Origin of the sequence: Actinokineospora fastidiosa, from assembly GCF_014648415.1 — a bacterium.
Lineage (GTDB): Bacteria > Actinomycetota > Actinomycetes > Mycobacteriales > Pseudonocardiaceae > Actinokineospora > Actinokineospora fastidiosa.
In genome coordinates, this window is sequence record NZ_BMRB01000001.1 from 1,929,875 (window position 1) to 1,948,551 (window position 18,677).

At 73.1% G+C, this 18,677-nt stretch carries 16 protein-coding genes; 14 read left to right on the forward strand and 2 right to left on the reverse strand.

The annotated features are described in order from the left end of the window. Positions 1-105: 105 nt before the first annotated feature. From IEY98_RS09310 to IEY98_RS09345, 8 genes are all read left to right on the forward strand, one after another. Positions 106-465, forward strand: a complete 360-nt coding sequence (locus IEY98_RS09310) for a DUF3499 domain-containing protein (protein ID WP_189209799.1) — start codon at positions 106-108, stop codon at positions 463-465. A 58-nt stretch (positions 466-523) separates the two neighbouring features. Then, a complete protein-coding gene (locus IEY98_RS09315; protein ID WP_189209800.1) occupies positions 524-1,873 on the forward strand; it encodes a phosphomannomutase/phosphoglucomutase in 1,350 nt (449 codons plus the stop codon). Positions 1,874-1,982: 109 nt separating this feature from the next. Next, entirely contained in the window at positions 1,983-2,180 is a 198-nt protein-coding gene (locus IEY98_RS09320) for a Trm112 family protein (RefSeq protein ID WP_189209801.1), read from the forward strand. After that, positions 2,177-3,274, forward strand: coding sequence for an SIS domain-containing protein (locus IEY98_RS09325; RefSeq protein ID WP_189209802.1), 1,098 nt, complete (start codon positions 2,177-2,179; stop codon positions 3,272-3,274). Before IEY98_RS09320 ends, IEY98_RS09325 begins: the two co-directional genes overlap by 4 nt. Before the next feature lie 16 nt (positions 3,275-3,290). Continuing rightward, complete coding sequence (gene manA / locus IEY98_RS09330; RefSeq protein WP_189209803.1) at positions 3,291-4,499, forward strand: mannose-6-phosphate isomerase, class I; 1,209 nt, start codon at positions 3,291-3,293, stop codon at positions 4,497-4,499. Between the two features lie 67 nt (positions 4,500-4,566). After that, on the forward strand, positions 4,567-5,493 hold the full coding sequence (locus tag IEY98_RS09335) for a cation diffusion facilitator family transporter (RefSeq protein WP_189209804.1): 927 nt from the start codon (positions 4,567-4,569) through the stop codon (positions 5,491-5,493). A 53-nt stretch (positions 5,494-5,546) separates the two neighbouring features. Next, positions 5,547-5,762 carry a hypothetical protein gene (locus tag IEY98_RS09340; RefSeq protein WP_189209805.1) on the forward strand — a complete coding sequence of 72 codons (216 nt, stop codon included), beginning with the start codon at positions 5,547-5,549 and terminating at the stop codon, positions 5,760-5,762. A 21-nt stretch (positions 5,763-5,783) separates the two neighbouring features. Next, complete coding sequence (locus tag IEY98_RS09345; protein ID WP_189209806.1) at positions 5,784-7,052, forward strand: glutamate mutase L; 1,269 nt, start codon at positions 5,784-5,786, stop codon at positions 7,050-7,052. Here the strand turns inward: IEY98_RS09345 and IEY98_RS09350 are convergent. Further along, positions 7,049-9,367, reverse strand: a complete 2,319-nt coding sequence (locus tag IEY98_RS09350; protein WP_229786700.1) for a hypothetical protein — start codon at positions 9,365-9,367, stop codon at positions 7,049-7,051. The two genes, IEY98_RS09345 and IEY98_RS09350, sit on opposite strands and share 4 nt — an antisense overlap. A 108-nt stretch (positions 9,368-9,475) precedes the next feature. Here IEY98_RS09350 and ahcY point away from each other — a divergent pair, with 108 nt between their 5' ends. From ahcY to IEY98_RS09380, 6 genes are all read left to right on the forward strand, one after another. Next, positions 9,476-10,954 (forward strand): adenosylhomocysteinase, encoded by a 1,479-nt coding sequence (ahcY, locus tag IEY98_RS09355; protein WP_189209807.1) that lies wholly within the window; start codon positions 9,476-9,478, stop codon positions 10,952-10,954. A gap of 357 nt (positions 10,955-11,311) precedes the next feature. Next, the gene (locus IEY98_RS09360; RefSeq protein WP_189209808.1) at positions 11,312-12,067 is read left to right on the forward strand and encodes a lantibiotic dehydratase C-terminal domain-containing protein; all 756 of its coding nucleotides are present in this window, start codon (positions 11,312-11,314) and stop codon (positions 12,065-12,067) included. Between the two features lie 42 nt (positions 12,068-12,109). After that, positions 12,110-12,739, forward strand: coding sequence for a dTMP kinase (locus tag IEY98_RS09365; protein ID WP_189209809.1), 630 nt, complete (start codon positions 12,110-12,112; stop codon positions 12,737-12,739). A 50-nt stretch (positions 12,740-12,789) separates the two neighbouring features. Continuing rightward, a complete protein-coding gene (gene mtrA, locus IEY98_RS09370; RefSeq protein WP_189209810.1) occupies positions 12,790-13,467 on the forward strand; it encodes an MtrAB system response regulator MtrA in 678 nt (225 codons plus the stop codon). A 7-nt stretch (positions 13,468-13,474) separates the two neighbouring features. Then, positions 13,475-15,121 (forward strand): MtrAB system histidine kinase MtrB, encoded by a 1,647-nt coding sequence (gene mtrB, locus IEY98_RS09375; protein ID WP_189209811.1) that lies wholly within the window; start codon positions 13,475-13,477, stop codon positions 15,119-15,121. Beyond that, on the forward strand, positions 15,118-16,845 hold the full coding sequence (locus IEY98_RS09380) for an LpqB family beta-propeller domain-containing protein (RefSeq protein WP_189209812.1): 1,728 nt from the start codon (positions 15,118-15,120) through the stop codon (positions 16,843-16,845). The genes mtrB and IEY98_RS09380 overlap by 4 nt, the downstream gene beginning before the upstream one ends. 49 nt (positions 16,846-16,894) lie before the next feature. Here IEY98_RS09380 and hpf read toward each other — a convergent pair whose 3' ends face one another. Further along, positions 16,895-17,518, reverse strand: a complete 624-nt coding sequence (gene hpf / locus IEY98_RS09385) for a ribosome hibernation-promoting factor, HPF/YfiA family (RefSeq protein ID WP_189209813.1) — start codon at positions 17,516-17,518, stop codon at positions 16,895-16,897. Between the last annotated feature and the right edge of the window lie 1,159 nt (positions 17,519-18,677).

Here is an 18,677-nt window from a genome sequence, read left to right on the forward strand (position 1 = left end):
GAGAAGGGTAGCGGCCGCCCCCGACTGCCCCGGATGGCCGCATCGGGGCGTGTCGCGGGAGCTATTGCGGCGCGGCGCACCCCCGAAGCGCTATCGTCAGCGATCGTGCGGAGCGTGCGTCGGTGTTCGCGAACCGGGTGTATCAACCCGGCCGTCGCGACGTTGACCTATGCCTACGCCGACTCGACCGCCGTCGTCGGCCCGCTGGCCACCTACGCCGAGCCGCACAGCTACGACCTCTGCGAGGAACACGCCCTGCGGCTCACCGTGCCGCGCGGCTGGGAGGTCGTGCGCCACGACGGCGAGTTCGCGATGCCCGAGCCCAGCGTCGACGACCTGACCGCGCTGGCCGAGGCCGTGCGCGAGGCGGGCCGGGTCGACCGCCCGGTGCCGGAGCCGGAACCGGGCCCCAGCGGGCCGCGCCGGGGCCACTTGCGGGTGCTCCCCGACCCGGTATCGGACTGACGGGTAGCGAAATCGGTAGGCTCCATGCGGCACACGCAGCCGACCATGGGAGAACCACGTGCGCGACCTGTCCGGCGTCTTCAAGGCATACGACGTCCGCGGTGTGGTGGGTGAGCAGATCGACGCCGAGCTGGTGCGGGCCACCGGCGCGGCCTTCGCCCGACTGGTCGGCGGCCCCGCCGTCGTCATCGGCCACGACATGCGCGACTCATCGCCCGGCCTGGCCGCCGCCTTCGCCGAGGGCGTGACCGCCCAGGGCGTCGACGTCGTGGCGATCGGCCTGGCCAGCACCGACATGCTCTACTTCGCCTCCGGCAAGCTCGACCTGCCCGGCGCGATGTTCACCGCCAGCCACAACCCGGCCAAGTACAACGGCATCAAGCTCTGCCGCGCTGGCGCTGCCCCGGTCGGCCAGGACTCCGGCCTTGCCCAGGTCCGCGCCGACGTCGAGGCGGGCACCCCGGACGCCGACGGCCCGCAGGGCAAGGTCACCGAGCAGGACATGCTCGCCGACTACGCCGCCTACCTGCGCACCCTGGTCGACCTCTCCGGCTCGCGGCCGCTGCGGATCGTGGTCGACGCGGGCAACGGCATGGGCGGCCACACGGTCCCGTCGGTGTTCGACGGCCTGCCCATCGACGTCACCCCGATGTACTTCGAGCTCGACGGCACGTTCCCCAACCACGAGGCCAACCCGCTCGACCCGAAGAACCTCGTCGACCTGCAGGCCAAGGTCCGCGAGACCGGCGCGGACGCGGGCGTGGCCTTCGACGGCGACGCCGACCGCTGCTTCATCATCGACGAGCGCGGCGAGGCCGTCTCGCCCAGCGCGATCACCGCCCTGGTCGCCGTGCGCGAGCTGGCCAAGGACCCCGGCGGCACGATCATCCACAACCTGATCACCTCCCGCGCGGTGCCCGAGATCGTCCGCGAGCACGGCGGCGTCCCGGTCCGCACCCGCGTCGGGCACTCCTTCATCAAGGAGGAGATGGCCCGCACCGGCGCGATCTTCGGCGGCGAGCACTCCGCGCACTACTACTTCCGCGACTTCTGGCGCGCCGACACCGGCATGCTCGCCGCGCTGCACGTGCTGGCCGCCCTCGGCGAGCAGGACGGGCCGCTGTCCGAGCTGACCCGCGACTACGCCCGCTACGCCGCCTCCGGCGAGATCAACTCCACGGTGGCCGACCAGCAGGACCGCATCGACGCGATCAAGGCCGAGTTCGGCTCCCGCGACGGCGTCGAGCTCGACGAGCTGGACGGGCTCACCGTCGCGCTGCCGGACGGGTCGTGGTTCAACCTGCGGGCCTCCAACACCGAGCCGCTGCTGCGGCTCAACGTCGAGGCCGGGGACGACGCCGCGGTCGCCGCGCTGCGCGACGAGGTGCTCGCGATCGTCCGCGCCTGAGGCGGGGGACGACACCGCGCCGATCCGCACCCGCCGATCCGCACCCGCTGATCGACACCGCGCCGAGAACGCCGTGCCTGAGACACTGGACATCGAGGAGGAGACCGCGATGGCAGTCGAACTTGACCCGCAGCTGCTGGACATCCTGGCGTGCCCGTCCGACGACCACGCCGCGCTGGTCGTCGGACGCCCGGACGACCCCGACGCCGACGCGCTGACCTGCACCGAGTGCGGCCGGGTCTACCCCGTCGACGACGGGGTGCCGGTGCTGCTGCTCGACGCGGCTGAGCAGCCCGCAGACCGGTGACCTCCCTCCCGGACGACACCCTGCTGGACGACGCGGTCCGGCTCGGTGATGCCGACCCCGACGGGCTGCTGCGCGCCGCCGCCCGCGCGGGCGCCCAGGTGCGCGCGACCGTCGAGGCGGCCGCCGACGCCGGGCTGTCCCGGCTGGAGGGCGAGCGCCCGCGCGCCGTCGTGCTGATCTGCAGGCCCGGCCTGTCGCCCGCGGTGTGCGAGCTGCTGAGCGCGCTGACCGGCCCGGCGTGCCCGGTCCCCCTCGTGGTGGCCGAGCGCGTCCCGGTCTGGGTGAACGCGCTGGACGTCGTCATCGCGCACACCGACGACCCGGGCGACACCGTGCTGGCCGAGTCCGTCGACCGCGCCTGCCGCCGCGGCGCGACCGTCGTGCTGACCGCGCCCGCCGACGGGCCGGTGGCCGCCGCCGCCGCGGGCCAGGCCGTGCACCTGCGGCCCAGGGTGACCGTGCCGCCCGGCTTCTCCTTCGCCGCCGCCTACACCGCGGGCCTGCTCGCCCTGCGCGCGCTCGGCCTGCTCCAGGTCGACACCGACGCGCTGGCCGACGAACTCGACCGCGAGGCCGAGCGCTGCCACATGCAGCACGAGACGTTCGTCAACCCGGCCAAGTCGCTGGCGCTGCGGGTGGCCGAGCACATCCCGCTGCTGTGGGGGCTGGACGAGGTCGCCACCGGCGTCGCCCGGCACGCCGCGCAGGTGCTGTCCACGCACACCGACCTGCCCTGCGACGTGGCCGACTACCAGCAGGCGGCCAGCCGCACAGCGCTGCACCGCGCCGCCGTGCGCGCCGCGGCGGGCCGCGACATCTTCGCCGACCCCGACGACGGCGACGGCTTCCCCGCCGTCGTCGCGCCGCGCACACTGCTGTTGGCGGTGCGCAGCACCCCCGGCGACCCGGTGCGCCACCAGGCCGCCCAGGTGCTGCCCGCCGTCGACGTGCTCGCTCCCGGGCAGGAGCTCGGCGTCCCCGAGCCGATCGGGGCCGCGGTGCTGGCGCTGCGCTTTGAACTGGCCGCCCTGTACCTGGGGTTGGCAGCGGGCACCACGGGGGGCTCGGGGCGCTACGCCCCGGCGAACGCGTGAGTTAGGGAGTAGGCAAGTGGAGTTGTTGCGCAATGCGGTGCGCCCGTATGCCTGGGGGTCGCGCACGACCATCGCCGAGCTGCTCGGCCTGCCCGTGCCCGCCCCGCACCCGCAGGCGGAGCTGTGGATGGGCAGCCACCCCGGCGACCCGTCGGTGCTGATCGACGCCGGGTGCACGCTGCTGGAGCGCATCGACGCCGACCCCGAGGGCCAGCTCGGCGCCCCGACCGCGCGGCGCTGGGGCAACCGCCTGCCGTTCCTGCTCAAGATCCTCGCCGCCGAGGAGCCGCTGAGCATGCAGGCCCACCCGTCGGCCGAGCAGGCAGCCGAGGGCTGGGCGCGCGAGGAGGCGCTGGGCATCCCGCGCGACGCCGCGCACCGCAACTACCCGGACCCCACGGCCAAGCCCGAGCTGGTCTGCGCCCTGACGGAGTTCCACGCGCTGGCCGGGTTCCGCGACCCGCACCGCACGGTCGAGCTGCTCGACGCCGTGCGCACGCCCGGCCTGTCCCCGCACATCGACCTGCTCGCGGGCCAGCCGGACAGCGACGGCCTCCGCGCGCTGTTCACCACCTGGATCACGCTGCCGTCCACGGCGCTGCAGGCGCTCATGCCCGACCTGCTCGAGGCGTGCGTGCTGCACGTCAAGGACCACGGCGAGTTCAGCCTGGAGTGCCGCACGGTCCTGGAGCTGGCCGAGCGCTACCCCGGGGACGCTGGCGTGCTGGCCGCGCTGCTGCTCAACCGGCTGGTCCTCGGCCCCGGCGAGGCGATCTACCTGCCCGCGGGCAACCTGCACGCCTACCTGCACGGCACGGCCGTGGAGATCCTGGCCAACTCCGACAACATCCTGCGCGGCGGGCTCACCCCCAAGCACGTGGATGTGCCGGAGCTGCTGCGCGTGCTCGACTTCCGCTGCGGCCCCATGCCGGTGAACTCCGGCACGGCGTCCGGGCGCGTGCGGGTGTACCGCACGGACGCGCCCGAGTTCGAGCTGTCCCGCGTGGACTGGGCCGAGGGCGAGGACGAGACCGTGGCCCTGGGCGGGCCCGCGCCGCGCATCCTGGTGTGCACCGACGGAGCCGTCGAGGTCGAGTGCGGCGGGACCACGCTCATCGTCACCCGCGGCTCGTCGGCCTGGCTGTGCGCCGCCGACCCCGCGCCGCTCGCGCGCCCGGTGTCGGGCACGGCCTGCCAGGTGTTCGTCGCGACCGTAGGTTCGTAGCACGCGGCGGGCCGTGAACCTCTAGGCTTCCGTCCGATAAGTCGGCTCCAGTCCCTTAGGAGTAGCCGTGGCCGCAGGGGGAAGCACCAAGGCGATCCTCGCCGCGTTGTTCGCCAACGCCGGTATCGCCGTGTCCAAGTTCATCGGCTTCCTGATCACCGGGTCGTCGTCGATGCTGGCCGAGTCGGTGCACTCGGTGGCCGACACGTCGAACCAGGGGCTGCTGCTGCTGGGCCAGAAGACCTCGCAGCGCAAGGCCACCAAGGAGCACCCGTTCGGCTTCGGCCGCGACCGGTACTTCTGGTCGTTCGTCGTCGCGCTGCTGCTGTTCAGCCTCGGCTCGGTCTTCGCGCTGTACGAGGGCATCCACAAGCTCACCCACCCGGAGGACCTGAAGTCCCCGCTGGTGGCGGTCGTCATCCTGGTGGTGGCGATCGTGCTGGAGACCTTCTCCTTCCGCACTGCCATCATCGAGTCGAGGAAGGTCAAGGGCGACGCCACCTGGTGGGGCTTCATCCGCCACTCCCGCACCCCGGAGCTGCCGGTCGTGCTGCTGGAGGACGCGGGCGCGCTGTTCGGCCTGGTCTTCGCCCTCGTGGGCGTCGGATTGGCCACGATCACCGGCGACCCGGTGTGGGACTCGATCGGCACCCTGGCCATCGGCGTGCTGCTGGGCATCATCGCAATCATCCTCATCATCGAGATGAAGTCGCTGCTGATCGGCGAGGGCGCGACCGAGGCCGAGCTGCGCACCATCACCGACAAGCTGGCCACCGGCAAGGTGCAGCGGGTCATCCACATCCGCACGCAGTACGTCGGCCCGGAGGAGCTGCTGGTCGCGGCGAAGGTCGAGCTGGTGTCCGGTTTGGACGTGGGCGGGGTGGCCGAGGCGATCGACGACGCCGAGGCGCGGGTGCGCGCGGCCGTTCCCGCCGCGCGGCTGATCTACCTGGAGCCGGACCTGTACCGGGAGTCATCGGTCGTCACCGATTAGGGTCACCTTATCGATGAATTGTTCGATGGACAGCAGTTCGACAGACTTCGGCCATGATCCCCCTGATGGTCTCCTTCGGCGTCCTGTCCATCGTCTTCGCCATCGCGCACCTGATGCGCTACTCCCGGGCGATGGCCGACGACGTGCCCAGGCCCGTTCCGAAGCCAGCCCCGCACCGCTGCCGGTGGTGCGGGTTCTCCGACGAGATCCGCTTCTCCGACGAGCTCGAGTTCCCGCCGTCGCTGGTGCGCCCGTACGTGACAGCGTGAGCGGGCGCTAGCCTCTGCTGCGTGTCGTGGCTGTGCGTTGACGTCGGGTCCACTTGGACGAAGGGCGCCCTGGTGTCGTCCGACGGCGTCCTGCTGGGCACGGCGCAGCACCGCACGACCCCGCCGGAGGTGCTCGACGGCATCGGCGCGGTCGCGGCCGCGCTGGGCGACGCCCCGATCCTGGCCTGCTCGTCGGCGGGCGGCGGGCTCCGCCTTGCCGTGGTCGGCCACGAACGGCTGGTGAGCGCGGAGGCGGGCCACCGGGTGGCGCTGTCGGCCGGGGCGAAGGTCGTGCACGTCTCGTCCGGGATGCTCGACGGGTCCGGGGTGCGCGACCTGCGCGCGGCCCGACCGGATGTCGTGCTGCTGGTCGGCGGCACCGACGGCGGCGACGAGCGCGTCCTGCTGCACAACGCCCGCAGGCTCGGGGCCAACCGCATCCGGGTGCCGATCGTGCTGGCGGGCAACAGCGCTGCCCGTCCGTCCGCACTGGACCTGCTGGCGGGCCGGGTGGTCGTCCCGACGGCCAACGTCCTGCCCGACGTCGGCGAACTGGCCCCGGCCCCGGCCCGCGCGGCGATCCGGTCGGTGTTCCTCGATCACGTCATCGGCGGCAAGGGCCTCTCCCGGGGTCCGCGCTTCCGCAGGCTGGTCCGCACGGTCACCCCCGACGCGGTCCTCGCCGGGGTGACCCGGCTGGCCGCCGTCCGCGCCTCGGAGGAGGCGGGCGCGGTCGTCGTGGTGGACGTGGGCGGGGCGACGACGGACGTGTACTCGGCGGTGTCCGATGTGGACGGCTCGGGGCGCACGGTGGCCCTGCCGTCCGACCGGCGCACGGTGGAGGGCGACATCGGCATGCGCTGGTCGGCACCCGGCGTGGTCGCCGAGGCGCTGGCGGAGCGGCTTCCCGTCGGCGACCTGGAGGCCTACGCCCGGCGGTGCGCGTCCGATGTGGACTACGTCCCGGACGCGCCCGCCGAGGCCGAGGCCGACCTGCGCCTGGCGTCCCTGGCCGCGATCCTGGCCGTCCGCCGCCATCTGCGCCTGGTCGACAACGACTTCGGTCCCCGAGGCGTCGGCGTCCTGGTCCTCTCCGGCGGCGTCTTCCGCCACGCGCCCGACCTCGCCCCGGTCGAGGCCGCCCTCCGCGACGACCCGGTGGTGCGCCCGGTGCTGCGCAACGCCACGGTGACGGTCGACCGCGACTACGTCCTCGCCCCCGCGGGCCTGCTGGCCGACGCGGGCCACGTCGCCGCGGCGGACGCCCTGGTCGGGCGGGTGGCGGGCTAGACGAGCCTGCGGGTCGGCCAGGGGAGGCCGCCGACGTCGTCCGGGTCGAGGCCAGCGGCCATGGCCACGGCGCGGTCCCATTCCGGGTCGGCGGTGTAGTTCTTGCCCGCCTGCACCCCCGGCGACCAGCGGCGGCCGGGGAACGGGCCGTGCATCGGGTCGGGAAGCCAGTGGTCGGCGCCGAGGACCAGGGCGTCGGTGGGGGAGCGGACGGCGGCGGGCAGCGGGCCGACGGTGCCGTCCGGGCGCAGGCCGGTGCCCAGCAGTTTGCCGTCGACCGCCTGCCGATTCCAGGTGAGGACCGCGCCGCCCATCGGGTCCGTGCCCCGGCAGAGCGAGCGCCAGCGGGTGCCGAAGCCCGCCGCCGTCGCGGCCAGGGCCGGGAACGGCACCACCGACGGGAACGCGCGCAGGTACGCCCACTGGACCTGCGAGCCCACGGTCACCAGGCCCAGCCGCAGCCGCTCCGGCTCGTTCACCGAGTCCAGCATCCGCGCCGCGGCCACGACGACCAGCAGGCTGCCCTGGCTGTGCCCGGTCAGCACGACGCGCGTCTGCGGGTCGCGCAGGTGCTCCGCGGCGCGCGTCGCCAGCTCCGGGACGACCTTCAGCGCGTAGCACGGCGGCACCGCCGGATGCGCCTCGCGCGGCCAGAAGCACGCCAGGTCCGCCAGGATCCCCAGCCGCCTGCCTGCCTCCGGTTCGCGCGCGGCGTTCTGCACCGCCCGCAGCAGCGAGCCCGCCAGCAGGCCCAGTGCGAGCACGCCCATGGCGCTGAACGGCGCCAGCCACGGCGCGACCTCCCGGCCGAGCAGGCGCATCGTGACCGCGACCACCGTGCCCGCTGCCAGGAACGCCGCCGAGGCCAGCACGATCCGGTGCAGGTTGCGGCGCTGCCAGTCGGCCAGCCGCCACGCCCGGCGCGCCTCGTCGTCCGCGCCGAGCAGGTCGGCCTCCGCGGTGTGCCCGCCGCGCAGCAGCCGCACGGCGGCGACGGCCAGGCTCGGGATCGCGACGGCGATGGCCAGCACCCCGCCCGCGCCCCACAGCAGGGTCACCGACGTGTACCCCGGCGGCAGGTTCATCGCGTCGAACCCGATCACCGTCCGCAGCGTGATCGCCAGGCCGGCGCCGAAGCCGCCGCCCAGCAGGCCTGCGACCGCGATCACGGGCGCGGCCATCCACCCGCCCGCCCACGGCCGCAGCCCGCGCGGCAGCTCCCGCCAGGTGCGCCGGGCGAACAGCGCCGCGGGCGCCAGCAGCACCCCGAACAGCACGATCACCACGATCAACGCCGCCGCGACCGTGTCCACGGTGATGCCGGTGCCCCTCGGCACGGCGGGCACGGGGTCCACCGCGCCCGCGGCGGCCAGCACCGCGAGCACGCCGAGCACTTCGAGCACGCGCCCGGGCACGTGCCCGAACGCCGCGCGCAGCCACCGCCCGCCGCGGCCGGGCGTCACGCCGCGCGGGTCGTCGAGCAGCAGCGTCCCCGCCACGCACACGCCCAACAGCGCCAACGCGACCACCCACGGCACGAACGCGCGCACCGGGTCCGGGGCGGCGAACGGCCCGCCCAGCGCGAGCGCCACCGCCGCCAGCGCTGCGACCAGGTGCAGCGTGCGCAGCGCCGGGGTGTCCGGGTCGGCGACGAGGTTGCGCCCGGGCAGGTCGACCCGGACGTTCGGCGGCGCCTCCGGCGGGTTCGGCACCGACGGCGTCTCCCACGCCACGCACGACACCCGGTGCAACACCAGGACCAGCAGCAGCACCGGCACCACGGACACCGCCTGCCGGAACGGGTACGCCCGGCGCAGCCAGTCCGGCACCCAGCCGAGGCAGTCCGCCCCGGGCGCGAGGCACTGCACCGCCAGCAGGTCATAGGTGACGACCGTCGCCTGCACCACGAACAACACTGTCAACAGCAGCGCCGCCAGCCGCAGCAGCGCGCGCAGCACGCCACCGAGCAGCCGTGCGGGCCGGTGCCCCCGGGGGACCGGCGGCAGCATCCAGTGCGCCATGTTGGCCAGGGCGAACGGGAACAGCAGCGCCCAGGTCGCCTTCGCCCAGCCGCCGGAGGTCATCGCGCCCCACACGTAGCCCTCGACCACGCGCGGCACCGAGCGGCCCTCCGCGCGCAGCACGGGCCCGGGAGCGGGCCGCAGCAGCCGGTCGGCGGGGCGCACCACGCGGCCCAGGCCGTCGCCCGCGACATCCACCGCGGCCACCGCGGAGACCAGCGACTCGGGGGTCGTGCCCATCATCCCGTGCACGCGCAGCTCGACCACGCGCGTGTCCGAACCGGTGGGCAGCACGGCATCTCCGATCGTGTCCCCTCGGCGAATCCGCCCGTTCGGCGAGGTCCGTCGGGCATCCGCGGCGGTACTGTCTCCCAGGGAACCACAGTCTGGAGGAATCACCTGATGACCGCTGAAGACACGCGGGAGCGCTTCAAGCAGACCCGCAATGGCATCGATTTCGCGGTGGCGGACCTGACCCTGGCCGAGTTCGGCCGCAAGGAGATCCGGCTGGCCGAGCACGAGATGCCGGGTCTGATGGCGCTGCGCCGCGAGTACGCCGAGGTCTACCCGCTCAGGGGCGCGCGCATCTCCGGATCGCTGCACATGACCGTGCAGACCGCGGTGCTGATCGAGACCCTGGTCGCGCTCGGCGCCGAGGTGCGCTGGTGTTCCTGCAACATCTTCTCCACCCAGGACCACGCGGCCGCCGCCGTGGTCGTGGGCCCGCACGGCACCGAGGAGGAGCCCAAGGGCGTCCCGGTGTTCGCGTGGAAGGGCGAGACGCTCGAGGAGTACTGGTGGGCCACCGAGCAGATGATGACCTGGCCCGACGGCGCGGGCCCGAACATGATCCTCGACGACGGCGGTGACGCCACGCTGCTGGTCCACAAGGGCGTGCAGTACGAGAAGGCCGGTGTCGTGCCGTCGCCGGAGGACAACGACTCCGAGGAGTGGAAGATCATCCTGGAGACGCTGCGGGCCTCGCTCGCCGCCGATTCGGGCAAGTGGACCAAGGTCGCCGACAACATCCGCGGCGTCACCGAGGAGACCACGACCGGCGTGCTGCGGCTGTACCAGCTCGCCGCCGCTGGCGAGCTGCTGTTCCCGGCGATCAACGTCAACGACTCGGTCACCAAGTCGAAGTTCGACAACCGCTACGGGATCCGGCACTCGCTCATCGACGGCATCAACCGGGGCACCGACGTGCTCATCGCGGGCAAGGTCGCGGTGGTGTGCGGCTACGGCGACGTCGGCAAGGGCTCGGCTGAGTCGCTGCGCGGGCAGGGCGGGCGCGTCGTCGTCACCGAGATCGACCCGATCTGCGCGCTGCAGGCCCAGATGGACGGCTACGAGGTGCGCTCGCTCGACGAGATCATCGAGCAGGCCGACATCGTCATCACCACCACGGGCAACAAGGACGTGGTGACCGCCGACCACATGGCCCGCATGAAGCACCAGGCGATCCTGGGCAACGTCGGCCACTTCGACAACGAGCTGGACATGGCGGGCCTGGCCCGCGTGCCCGGCATCCGGCGGATCAACATCAAGCCGCAGGTCGACGAGTGGGTGTTCCCGGACGGGCACTCGATCATCGTGCTGTCCGAGGGCCGCCTGATGAACCTGGGCAACGCCACCGGCCACCCGTCGTTCGTGATGTCGAACAGCTTCTCCAACCAGGTCATCGCCCAGGTGGAGCTGTTCACCAAGCACGAGGAGTACGACAACGAGGTCTACCGCCTGCCCAAGAAGCTGGACGAGAAGGTCGCCCGCATCCACGTGGAGGCGCTCGGCGGCACGATCACCAAGCTGAGCAAGGACCAGGCGGAGTACATCGGCGTGGACCCGGAGGGTCCGTTCAAGCCGGAGCACTACCGGTACTGACCCGCACGAACCCGAGACGGCCCCGCTCCGGCGGGGCCGTTTTGTTTGTGATGTACGTCTCATACTGGTAACAAGATCGGTCTTATGGGCGAACTTGCATAGTTCCGGTGCGCGCAGGGGCGTGCCGGACCGCGGACCGCCCCGGGGGGTGGGCTGCCGCCGCGGGCGACGGTTGGGGGAGCCGCCGCCCGCGGCGGGGTTGCGCATGCCGGGAGATGTGACGGCGGGCACATCGATGTGATGGTTCGGTCCTGTCCCGGCGTGAGTCAGGTGCCCGTCAGCCCGGGGGGACATCATGGCTGGGGTACCGCTCCGTGCGTCCGTCCCAACTGGACGGACGGTGAAGGAGGAGATCGGATGACCCGCACCGCAGCACCCCTGCCGCGCACCCGGTCATGGTCCGCCGTGCAGTGCCGCGCCGACGACCTCGACCGCTTCATCGTCGACCACGCCCGTCCCCTGCTCGACGGCAGGCGCATGGCGGGCCACCTCGCCGACTGGTACTACCAGCGCGCCGACGACGTCCTGGTCGTGGGCCTGCGCGGGGCCGACTGGTGCGCCGTCCAGTCGCTGCGCGCCGACCTCGCCCGGGTGGCCGCCGACGTCGCCGAGGCCGAGCACGGCGTCGACCAGGACCGGCTCGGCCCGGCCGCCCCCGCCGAGGACGTGTTCTGCCGGGGCACCGAGCTGGCCGTGACCACCCTGGCTGCCGGGGACGCCAAGCTCACCGCCGCGACCGAGCTGATCATGGCCACCGCGCACGCCCTGCGCATGGACCGCCCGGCCACCGCGGCGTGGCTCGGCGGCGGCCCGCCCGCCGGGGCCGCGCTGGACGTGCGCTGGGACCGCCTGGCCCGCACCCGCGACCACGCCATCGTCCGCTGGACCAACGCCGTGCGCCGCGCCCGGCGCGCGGCCGAGGGGCAGGCCGAGGCCGCGCCCACCGGCGACTGGCTCGGCGTGTGGCGCGAGCAGCTGGCCCGCCTGCTCAACCGGCTCGGCCTCACGCCCGCCGAGATCCGCGCCCTGTGCGCCCGCACCGCGGGCGCCCTGGCCGTCCGCGACCCGTTCGCCGCCGACCCGCTGTACCTGGACCTGGCGACGGCGGTCTAGCCGCCGAGGAACACGCCCGTGTCGGGACACTAGGGTTGCGGCGTGGGTCGACTCATCGTGATCGAGGGGCTGGACGGCGCGGGCAAGCGCACGCTGTCGGACAAGCTCGTCGCCGCGTTCGCCGACCACGGCGCGAGCGTCGTGGTGCACGCCTTCCCCCGGTACGGCCGCTCGGTGACCGCCGACCTGGTGCGCGACGGCCTCTACGGCAGGCTCGGCGGCCTCGGCGACGAGGTCTACGGCATGGGCGTGCTCTACGCCCTCGACCGCCTCGGCGCCCGCGACGACCTGCTGGCCGACCTCGGGGCCCACGACGTCGTCCTGCTCGACCGCTACGTCGCCTCCAACGCCGCCTACGGAGCCGCCCGGCTGCACGAGGACGCCCACGGCGCCTTCGTCGAGTGGGTCCGCGCCATCGAGATCGAGCGGTTCGGCCTGCCCGTGCCCACCGCCCAGGTGCTGCTGCGCGTGGCCCCCGAGGTGGCCGCCGAGCGCACCCAGGGCCGGGAGAGCACCGAGGCGCAGACCCGCGACACCTGGGAGGTCGACGGCGGCCTGCAGGCCCGCTGCGCGGCCGTCTACGACCAGCTCGCGGCCGAGCACTGGCTGTCGCCGTGGCACGCGGTGGACGGGGCCGACGCCGTCGCGCTCGCCGCGGCCCTGCTGGGCTGATCCGCACGGGCGGTCGACACGCCCGCGCCCACCAGTGCGAATATGTCTCCATGAAGGCACGTGTGCTGGTTGTGGACGACGACCCCGCCCTGGCCGAGATGCTGACCATCGTGCTGCGCGGCGAAGGCTTCGACACCGCGGTGGTGGGCGACGGCTCCCGGGCGCTGCCCGCGCTGCGCGAGCTGAAACCGGATCTGGTCCTGCTGGACCTGATGCTGCCCGGGATGAACGGCATCGACGTCTGCAAGGCCATCCGGGGCGAGTCCGGCGTGCCGATCGTCATGCTGACGGCCAAGAGCGACACCGTCGACATCGTGCTGGGCCTGGAGTCCGGCGCGGACGACTACGTGGTCAAGCCGTTCAAGCCCAAGGAGCTCGTCGCCCGCGTGCGCGCCCGGCTGCGCCGCACCGAGTCCGAGCCCGCCGAGGTGCTGGCCATCGGCGACCTCACCATCGACGTGCCCGGGCACGAGGTCACCCGCGACGGCAAGGCCATCCAGCTCACCCCGCTGGAGTTCGACCTGCTGGTCGCGCTGGCCCGCAAGCCGCGCCAGGTGTTCACCCGCGAGGTGCTGCTGGAGCAGGTCTGGGGCTACCGCCACGCGGCCGACACCCGGCTGGTCAACGTGCACGTGCAGCGGCTGCGGTCCAAGGTCGAGCGCGACCCCGAGCACCCCGAGGTGGTGCTGACGGTCCGCGGGGTCGGGTACAAGGCGGGCCCGCCGTGATGGGGCGGTGACCGCTTTCCTGGAGCGGCGGGCGCGGGCCTCGGTCGCGGCTGTGGCCCGGCTCGTCGCCGCTGCCAGGCGGCGTTCGGTCACCTTCGGCCTGCTCTGGCGCCGGTCGCTGCAACTGCGGGTGGTGGTCAGCACGCTCGCGCTGGGCTCGGCGGTGATCTTCGTGCTCGGCATGGTCCTGCAGAGCCAGATCACCCTGCAGCTCGTCGCGGTCAAGGAGAGCGCGGCCTCGCAGCAGACCCGCAACCTGGCCCAGACCGCGGAGCGCGAGCTGGCCGGGCTCACCCCCACCACCTCGGACCTGGGCAGCAAGCTGCAGAGCGCGCTGAACAAGCTCACCAGCTCCGCGCCGGACGAGTCCGGCGGCAGCACGGGCTCCGCGGGCGCGTTCGAGCCGGTCCTGGCCAGCCACGCCGCCGACGGGACGGTCGCGAAGGCGGGCACCTACGAGGACGTGCCCGAGGAGATGCGCCGGTTCGTGCGCAACGCGCAGGGCCAGATCATCGGGCAGAACCACACCGTCATGCGCGACGGCGCCCCGGTCACCTACCTGATCATGGGCACGACCGTCACGTCGTCGCCGCCGTCCGTGCAGCTCTACATGCTCTACCCGCTCGACAGCGAGCAGAGCACGGTCAACGTCGTGCAGAACACCCTGATCGTCGGCGGGCTAGTGCTGCTGGCGCTGCTGGCGGGCATCACCAACCTGGTCACCCGCCAGGTCGTCATGCCGGTGCGACGCGCGGCCAGGGCCGCCGAGCGCTTCGCCGACGGCGAGCTGGACGAGCGCATGGTCGTCGTCGGCGAGGACGACGTGGCCCGGCTGGCGCAGTCCTACAACGAGATGGCCGAGAGCATCGAGCGCCAGATCCGCCAGCTGGAGGAGTTCGGCCAGCTGCAGCGCCGGTTCACCTCCGACGTCTCCCACGAGCTGCGCACCCCGCTGACCACCGTGCGGATGGCCGCCGACGTGCTCCACGCCTCGCGCAAGCAGTTCCCCGCGGGCCTGGCCCGCTCCACCGAGCTGCTGGTCGACGAGCTGGACCGGTTCGAGACGCTGCTGGCCGACCTGCTGGAGATCTCCCGGCTCGACGCGGGCGTCGAGGAACTCGTCGCCGACGAGACCGACCTGCGCGACATCGTCCGCCGGGCGGTCGACTCCGTCCGCGTCATCGCCCGCAACACCGGCACCGAACTGGTCCTCGACCTGCCCGACGAGCGCGTCGTCGCCGAGGTCGAGCCGCGGCGCATCGAGCGCATCCTGCGCAACCTGCTCGGCAACGCCGTCGACCACGCCGACGGCAAGCCCGTCGAGCTGCGCATGGCCGCCGACGACGACGCGGTGGCCGTGACCGTGCGCGACCACGGCGTCGGCCTGCGGCCGGGCGAGGCCGAGCTGGTGTTCAACCGGTTCTGGCGCGCCGACGCCTCGCGCAACCGGCAGACCGGCGGCACCGGGCTGGGCCTGGCCATCAGCCTGGAGGACGCCCGGCTGCACGGCGGCGGGCTGGACGCGTGGGGCGAGCCGGGCGAGGGCGCCTGCTTCCGCCTCACCGTCCCCCGACGCCAGGGCGGGGAGTATGCGCGGAGCCCGCTGCCGCTGCCGCCCGCCGAGGCCCCCGTCGTTGAGGAGGCGCTGCCGTGACCCGTGCCGTGCTGGCCCTGCTCGTCCTCGCGTCGCTCGCGAGCTGCGCGACCATCCCGGCCGACACCCCGCCGAGGGTGATGCTGGAGAACCCGGGCGAGGCGCCCGACCGCATCAGCGGCCCGCGCGCGGGAGTGGACCCGTTCACCCTGGTGCAGGACTTCCTGGACGCGGCCGACAACATCGCCGCGGCCAAGACCTACCTCACCGAGGAGGCCGCGGCCACCTGGCCGAGCCACGACCAGCCCATCATCGTCCAGAACAACCCCACCTACCGCCCGGAGATCGACCGGGGGCCCTCCCCGGACGGCCCCAACCCCGACGTCCTGCACCTGACCCTGGGCACCACCCAGATCGGCGAGCTGAAGCCCGACGGCAGCTTCTACCCGCAGGTGCAGCCGCGCGAGGACAAGCTGGTCGTGCGCCGCCAGGCCGACCAGCAGTGGCGCATCGCCCAGCCGCCGCCGTACCAGCTGCTCACCAAGATCCGGTTCGAGGCCGCGTACCGGCGGGTCAACCTGCAGTTCTTCGACCCGGCGCGGCGGGTGCTCGTGCCGGACCCGAGGTGGGTGGCCAACGAGCCGAGCGAGAGCATGGAGGCCCGGGTCGTCGAGCTGCTGCTCGCGGGCCCGTCGGACGGCCTGAAGGACGCGGTGGTGTCCACGCTGGAGGGCGTGCAGCTGCACACCAACGTCGTGCAGGACAGCGACGGCGCGATCCGGATCAACCTGACCAATGTGGAGGAGAGATCGCCGGAGGAGCACAAGCAGATGGTCGCCCAGATCGTCAACTCGCTCAGCGGCGTCACCCTCAACAAGCTGCGGATCCTCGACACCGGCAGCGCGCTCATCCCGGACCGGCAGGACTGGCAGGCCGCGGACGTGCCCACCTATGACGGGCTCGCCAGCCCCAAGCCCGAGCTGACCGGCCTGGCCGTGGACAACCGCAGGGTGATCACCCTGGCCGACGGGCGGCCCATCGAGGGCCCGGCGGGGGCGGGCGCCTACAACCTGGTCAGCGGCGCGCAGTCGCTCGACGGCAGCCACCTCGCGGTGGTGGAGCACGTGCCCGGCGGGGCGCGGCTGCGGATCGGGCCGATCAACCGGGAGCTGCAGGAGATCCCGCTGGACGACGCCACCTCGCTCACCCGTCCGACCTGGATGCCCGGCAACTCGCGCGACGAGAGCGGCAACGAGGTGTGGACGGTGGTCAACGAGACCCTGGTGGTCCGCGCCGTCCGCGCGGCCGACAACCGCTGGACCGTGTTCGCCGTCGACGCCTCCGACCTGACCAGGGACCGCGGCCGCATCACCGAGCTGCGCCTGTCCCGCGACGGCGTCCGGCTGGCCGCGGTCGTCAACGGCGAGGTCAAGGTGGCGTCCATCGTGCGCTCGGAGGAGTCGGTGACGATCCGCGCGCCCCGCACCCTGCAGCTCGGCACCGTCCGCAGCGTCGTCGGGCTGGACTGGAGCGAGCGCACCGTCCTGGTCGCTGCCACCCACCTGCCGTCGCTGCCGGTGGTGTCGATGCCGCTGGACGGCTTCGACTACACGCCGTACATGAGCTCGACGCTGTCGCCGCCGGTCACCTCGATCACCGCCGCGCCGAGCCGCCCGGTCATCGTCACCGACAAGGCGGGCATCTGGTCGACGGCCGACCCGGGCAAGGTCTGGCTCAGCGATCGGGCGGGCGGGCCGGACTCGCGGCCGTTCTATCCCGGGTAGCGCGGATCCCGGGGTCGGGCGCCGACCCCGGGACCCGCGCTCGCGGAGGTCAGACCAGCTTGATGACGCCGTAGTCGAAGCCCTTGCGGCGGTACACGACGCAGGGCTGGCCGGAGTCGGCGTCGGCGAAGAGGTAGAAGTCGTGGCCCACGAGTTCCATCTCGTAGAGGGCCTGGTCAACGGTCATGGGCTTGGCGGGGTGCTCCTTCTCCCGCACCACCCGCCCGGGGAGGTTCTCATTCGCCTCGTCGAAGCGCTGCTCGGGCACGTCGGCGGCGCTCTCGTAGGTCGGCGCGTCGAGCACGGCGACGCGCTTGCCGTTGATCTCGGACGTCGCCTCGGCCACCGAGGCCGGGCTGCGGCGCCCGTAGTGCACGCGCCTGCGGTCGTGCAGGCGTCGCATCCGGTTCTCCAGCTTGGTGACGGCCATGTCCAACGCGGCGTAGAAATCGCCCGCGCAGGCCTCGGCCCGGACGGCAGGGCCCCTGCCCTTGCCGGTGATCTCGACGCGCTGGCAGTTCTTGTGCTGCCTGCGGTTGGGCTCGTGGTACAGCTCGACATCGAAGCGGATGACCTTGCGGTCATACCGTTCCATCCGGCTGAGCTTGTCCTCGACGTGCACCCGGTAGTGATCGGGCACCTCGACGTTACGACCTTTAACCACGATGTCCATACACGACCTCCCTCGCTGGGATTGATCAGAGCCGATTGTCGTGAAGCGGCGCCGGACATGTTCTGGATCGGACTCCAGACGGGCGGTCACACCACCTCCGGCGCCAGGGTCATGGGCTCCTCGCCTCCTCCCCGCCAACCGGGAACGCTGATAGCGCACGACGGTAGCCCGGGTTTCGGTTCAGCAACAGCCCCCTCGGCGGGGGACATCCCCGGCAACCGAAAAGTCACGCGCCGCAACAACCCCGCAGCTCCCCAAGGCCCTCCCGCCAGCGACGACGCCGGACGGGTGTATCCCCGTTCACCACGATGGCCCCTGGCACAGCGCGCTCCGATGTAGTACCACCCACCCCCGAACGACCCGCGCGGCCCATCCACCGGCCCCACGCCCAAACCCATTCGGCGGCTCATAACCGGCCAACGGACGGCACGCCCAGAAGGTTCCCGCCCTGGGTTCACTCTTGTGGGTGCATGGCCGATTCCCGGCATGTGGGAGCACTCCCGCATTGCAGATACGGACGGACCGAAGTGGAGTGGGCGAATCCGCCCGCCTTTCCCCTTTTCGCACCGGTTTCACACCACAACCCGCCCCACGCCTACCTCAGACCGCCCGCCCGGCACCGTGCGGAAGGAGCCCCGCCCTCGCCTCCACCCAGCACCACCCACGACTGTCCAGCCGAGCCAGACGAGGCCAAGCCAGCCCGCAGCTCATGTCCGCGCCCAGCCCTGCAGCACGCAGCCCACGCCCCCGCTGGCAGCCCGCTCACGTGGCAGCCCAGCCAGCCACATGGCAGACCCGCTCACGTGGCAGCCCGGCCCGCAGCCGCCCTCCAGGCAGCCCGGGTGCACCAGGCAGCCCGAGGGCACCAGGCAGCCCCAGGGCACCAGGCAGCCCGACGACACCGCGCAGCTCGAGGTCGCCACGCAACTTGGCGTCGCGAGGTCGGCTGGCGTCGCCAGCAAACCCGAGGTGGGGAGGTCGCTCGGGGTCGCAAGGTCGTGGACCTTTGGCCGCCCGGGCACCGCCTGGGCCGTTCGGGAACCCAGCCAGTCGGACCTCCCGGGTCGCCAGCAACTCGGGCGGCGGCCAGGCTGGCCCTGGCCCTGGCCCTGGCCCGGCGGGCGCCGGGCCATCCGGGCCGCTCAGGTCGGCCAGTCAA

Excerpts from the sequence above, each read along its gene's own strand:
- IEY98_RS09320 (WP_189209801.1), top strand. The coding sequence starts at position 1,983 with ATGGCAGTCGAACTTGACCCGCAGCTGCTGGACATCCTGGCGTGCCCG.
- ahcY (WP_189209807.1), top strand. The coding sequence starts at position 9,476 with ATGACCGCTGAAGACACGCGGGAGCGCTTCAAGCAGACCCGCAATGGC.
- IEY98_RS09340 (WP_189209805.1), top strand. The coding sequence starts at position 5,547 with ATGATCCCCCTGATGGTCTCCTTCGGCGTCCTGTCCATCGTCTTCGCC.
- hpf (WP_189209813.1), bottom strand. The coding sequence starts at position 17,518 with ATGGACATCGTGGTTAAAGGTCGTAACGTCGAGGTGCCCGATCACTAC.
- IEY98_RS09360 (WP_189209808.1), top strand. The coding sequence starts at position 11,312 with ATGACCCGCACCGCAGCACCCCTGCCGCGCACCCGGTCATGGTCCGCC.
- mtrA (WP_189209810.1), top strand. The coding sequence starts at position 12,790 with ATGAAGGCACGTGTGCTGGTTGTGGACGACGACCCCGCCCTGGCCGAG.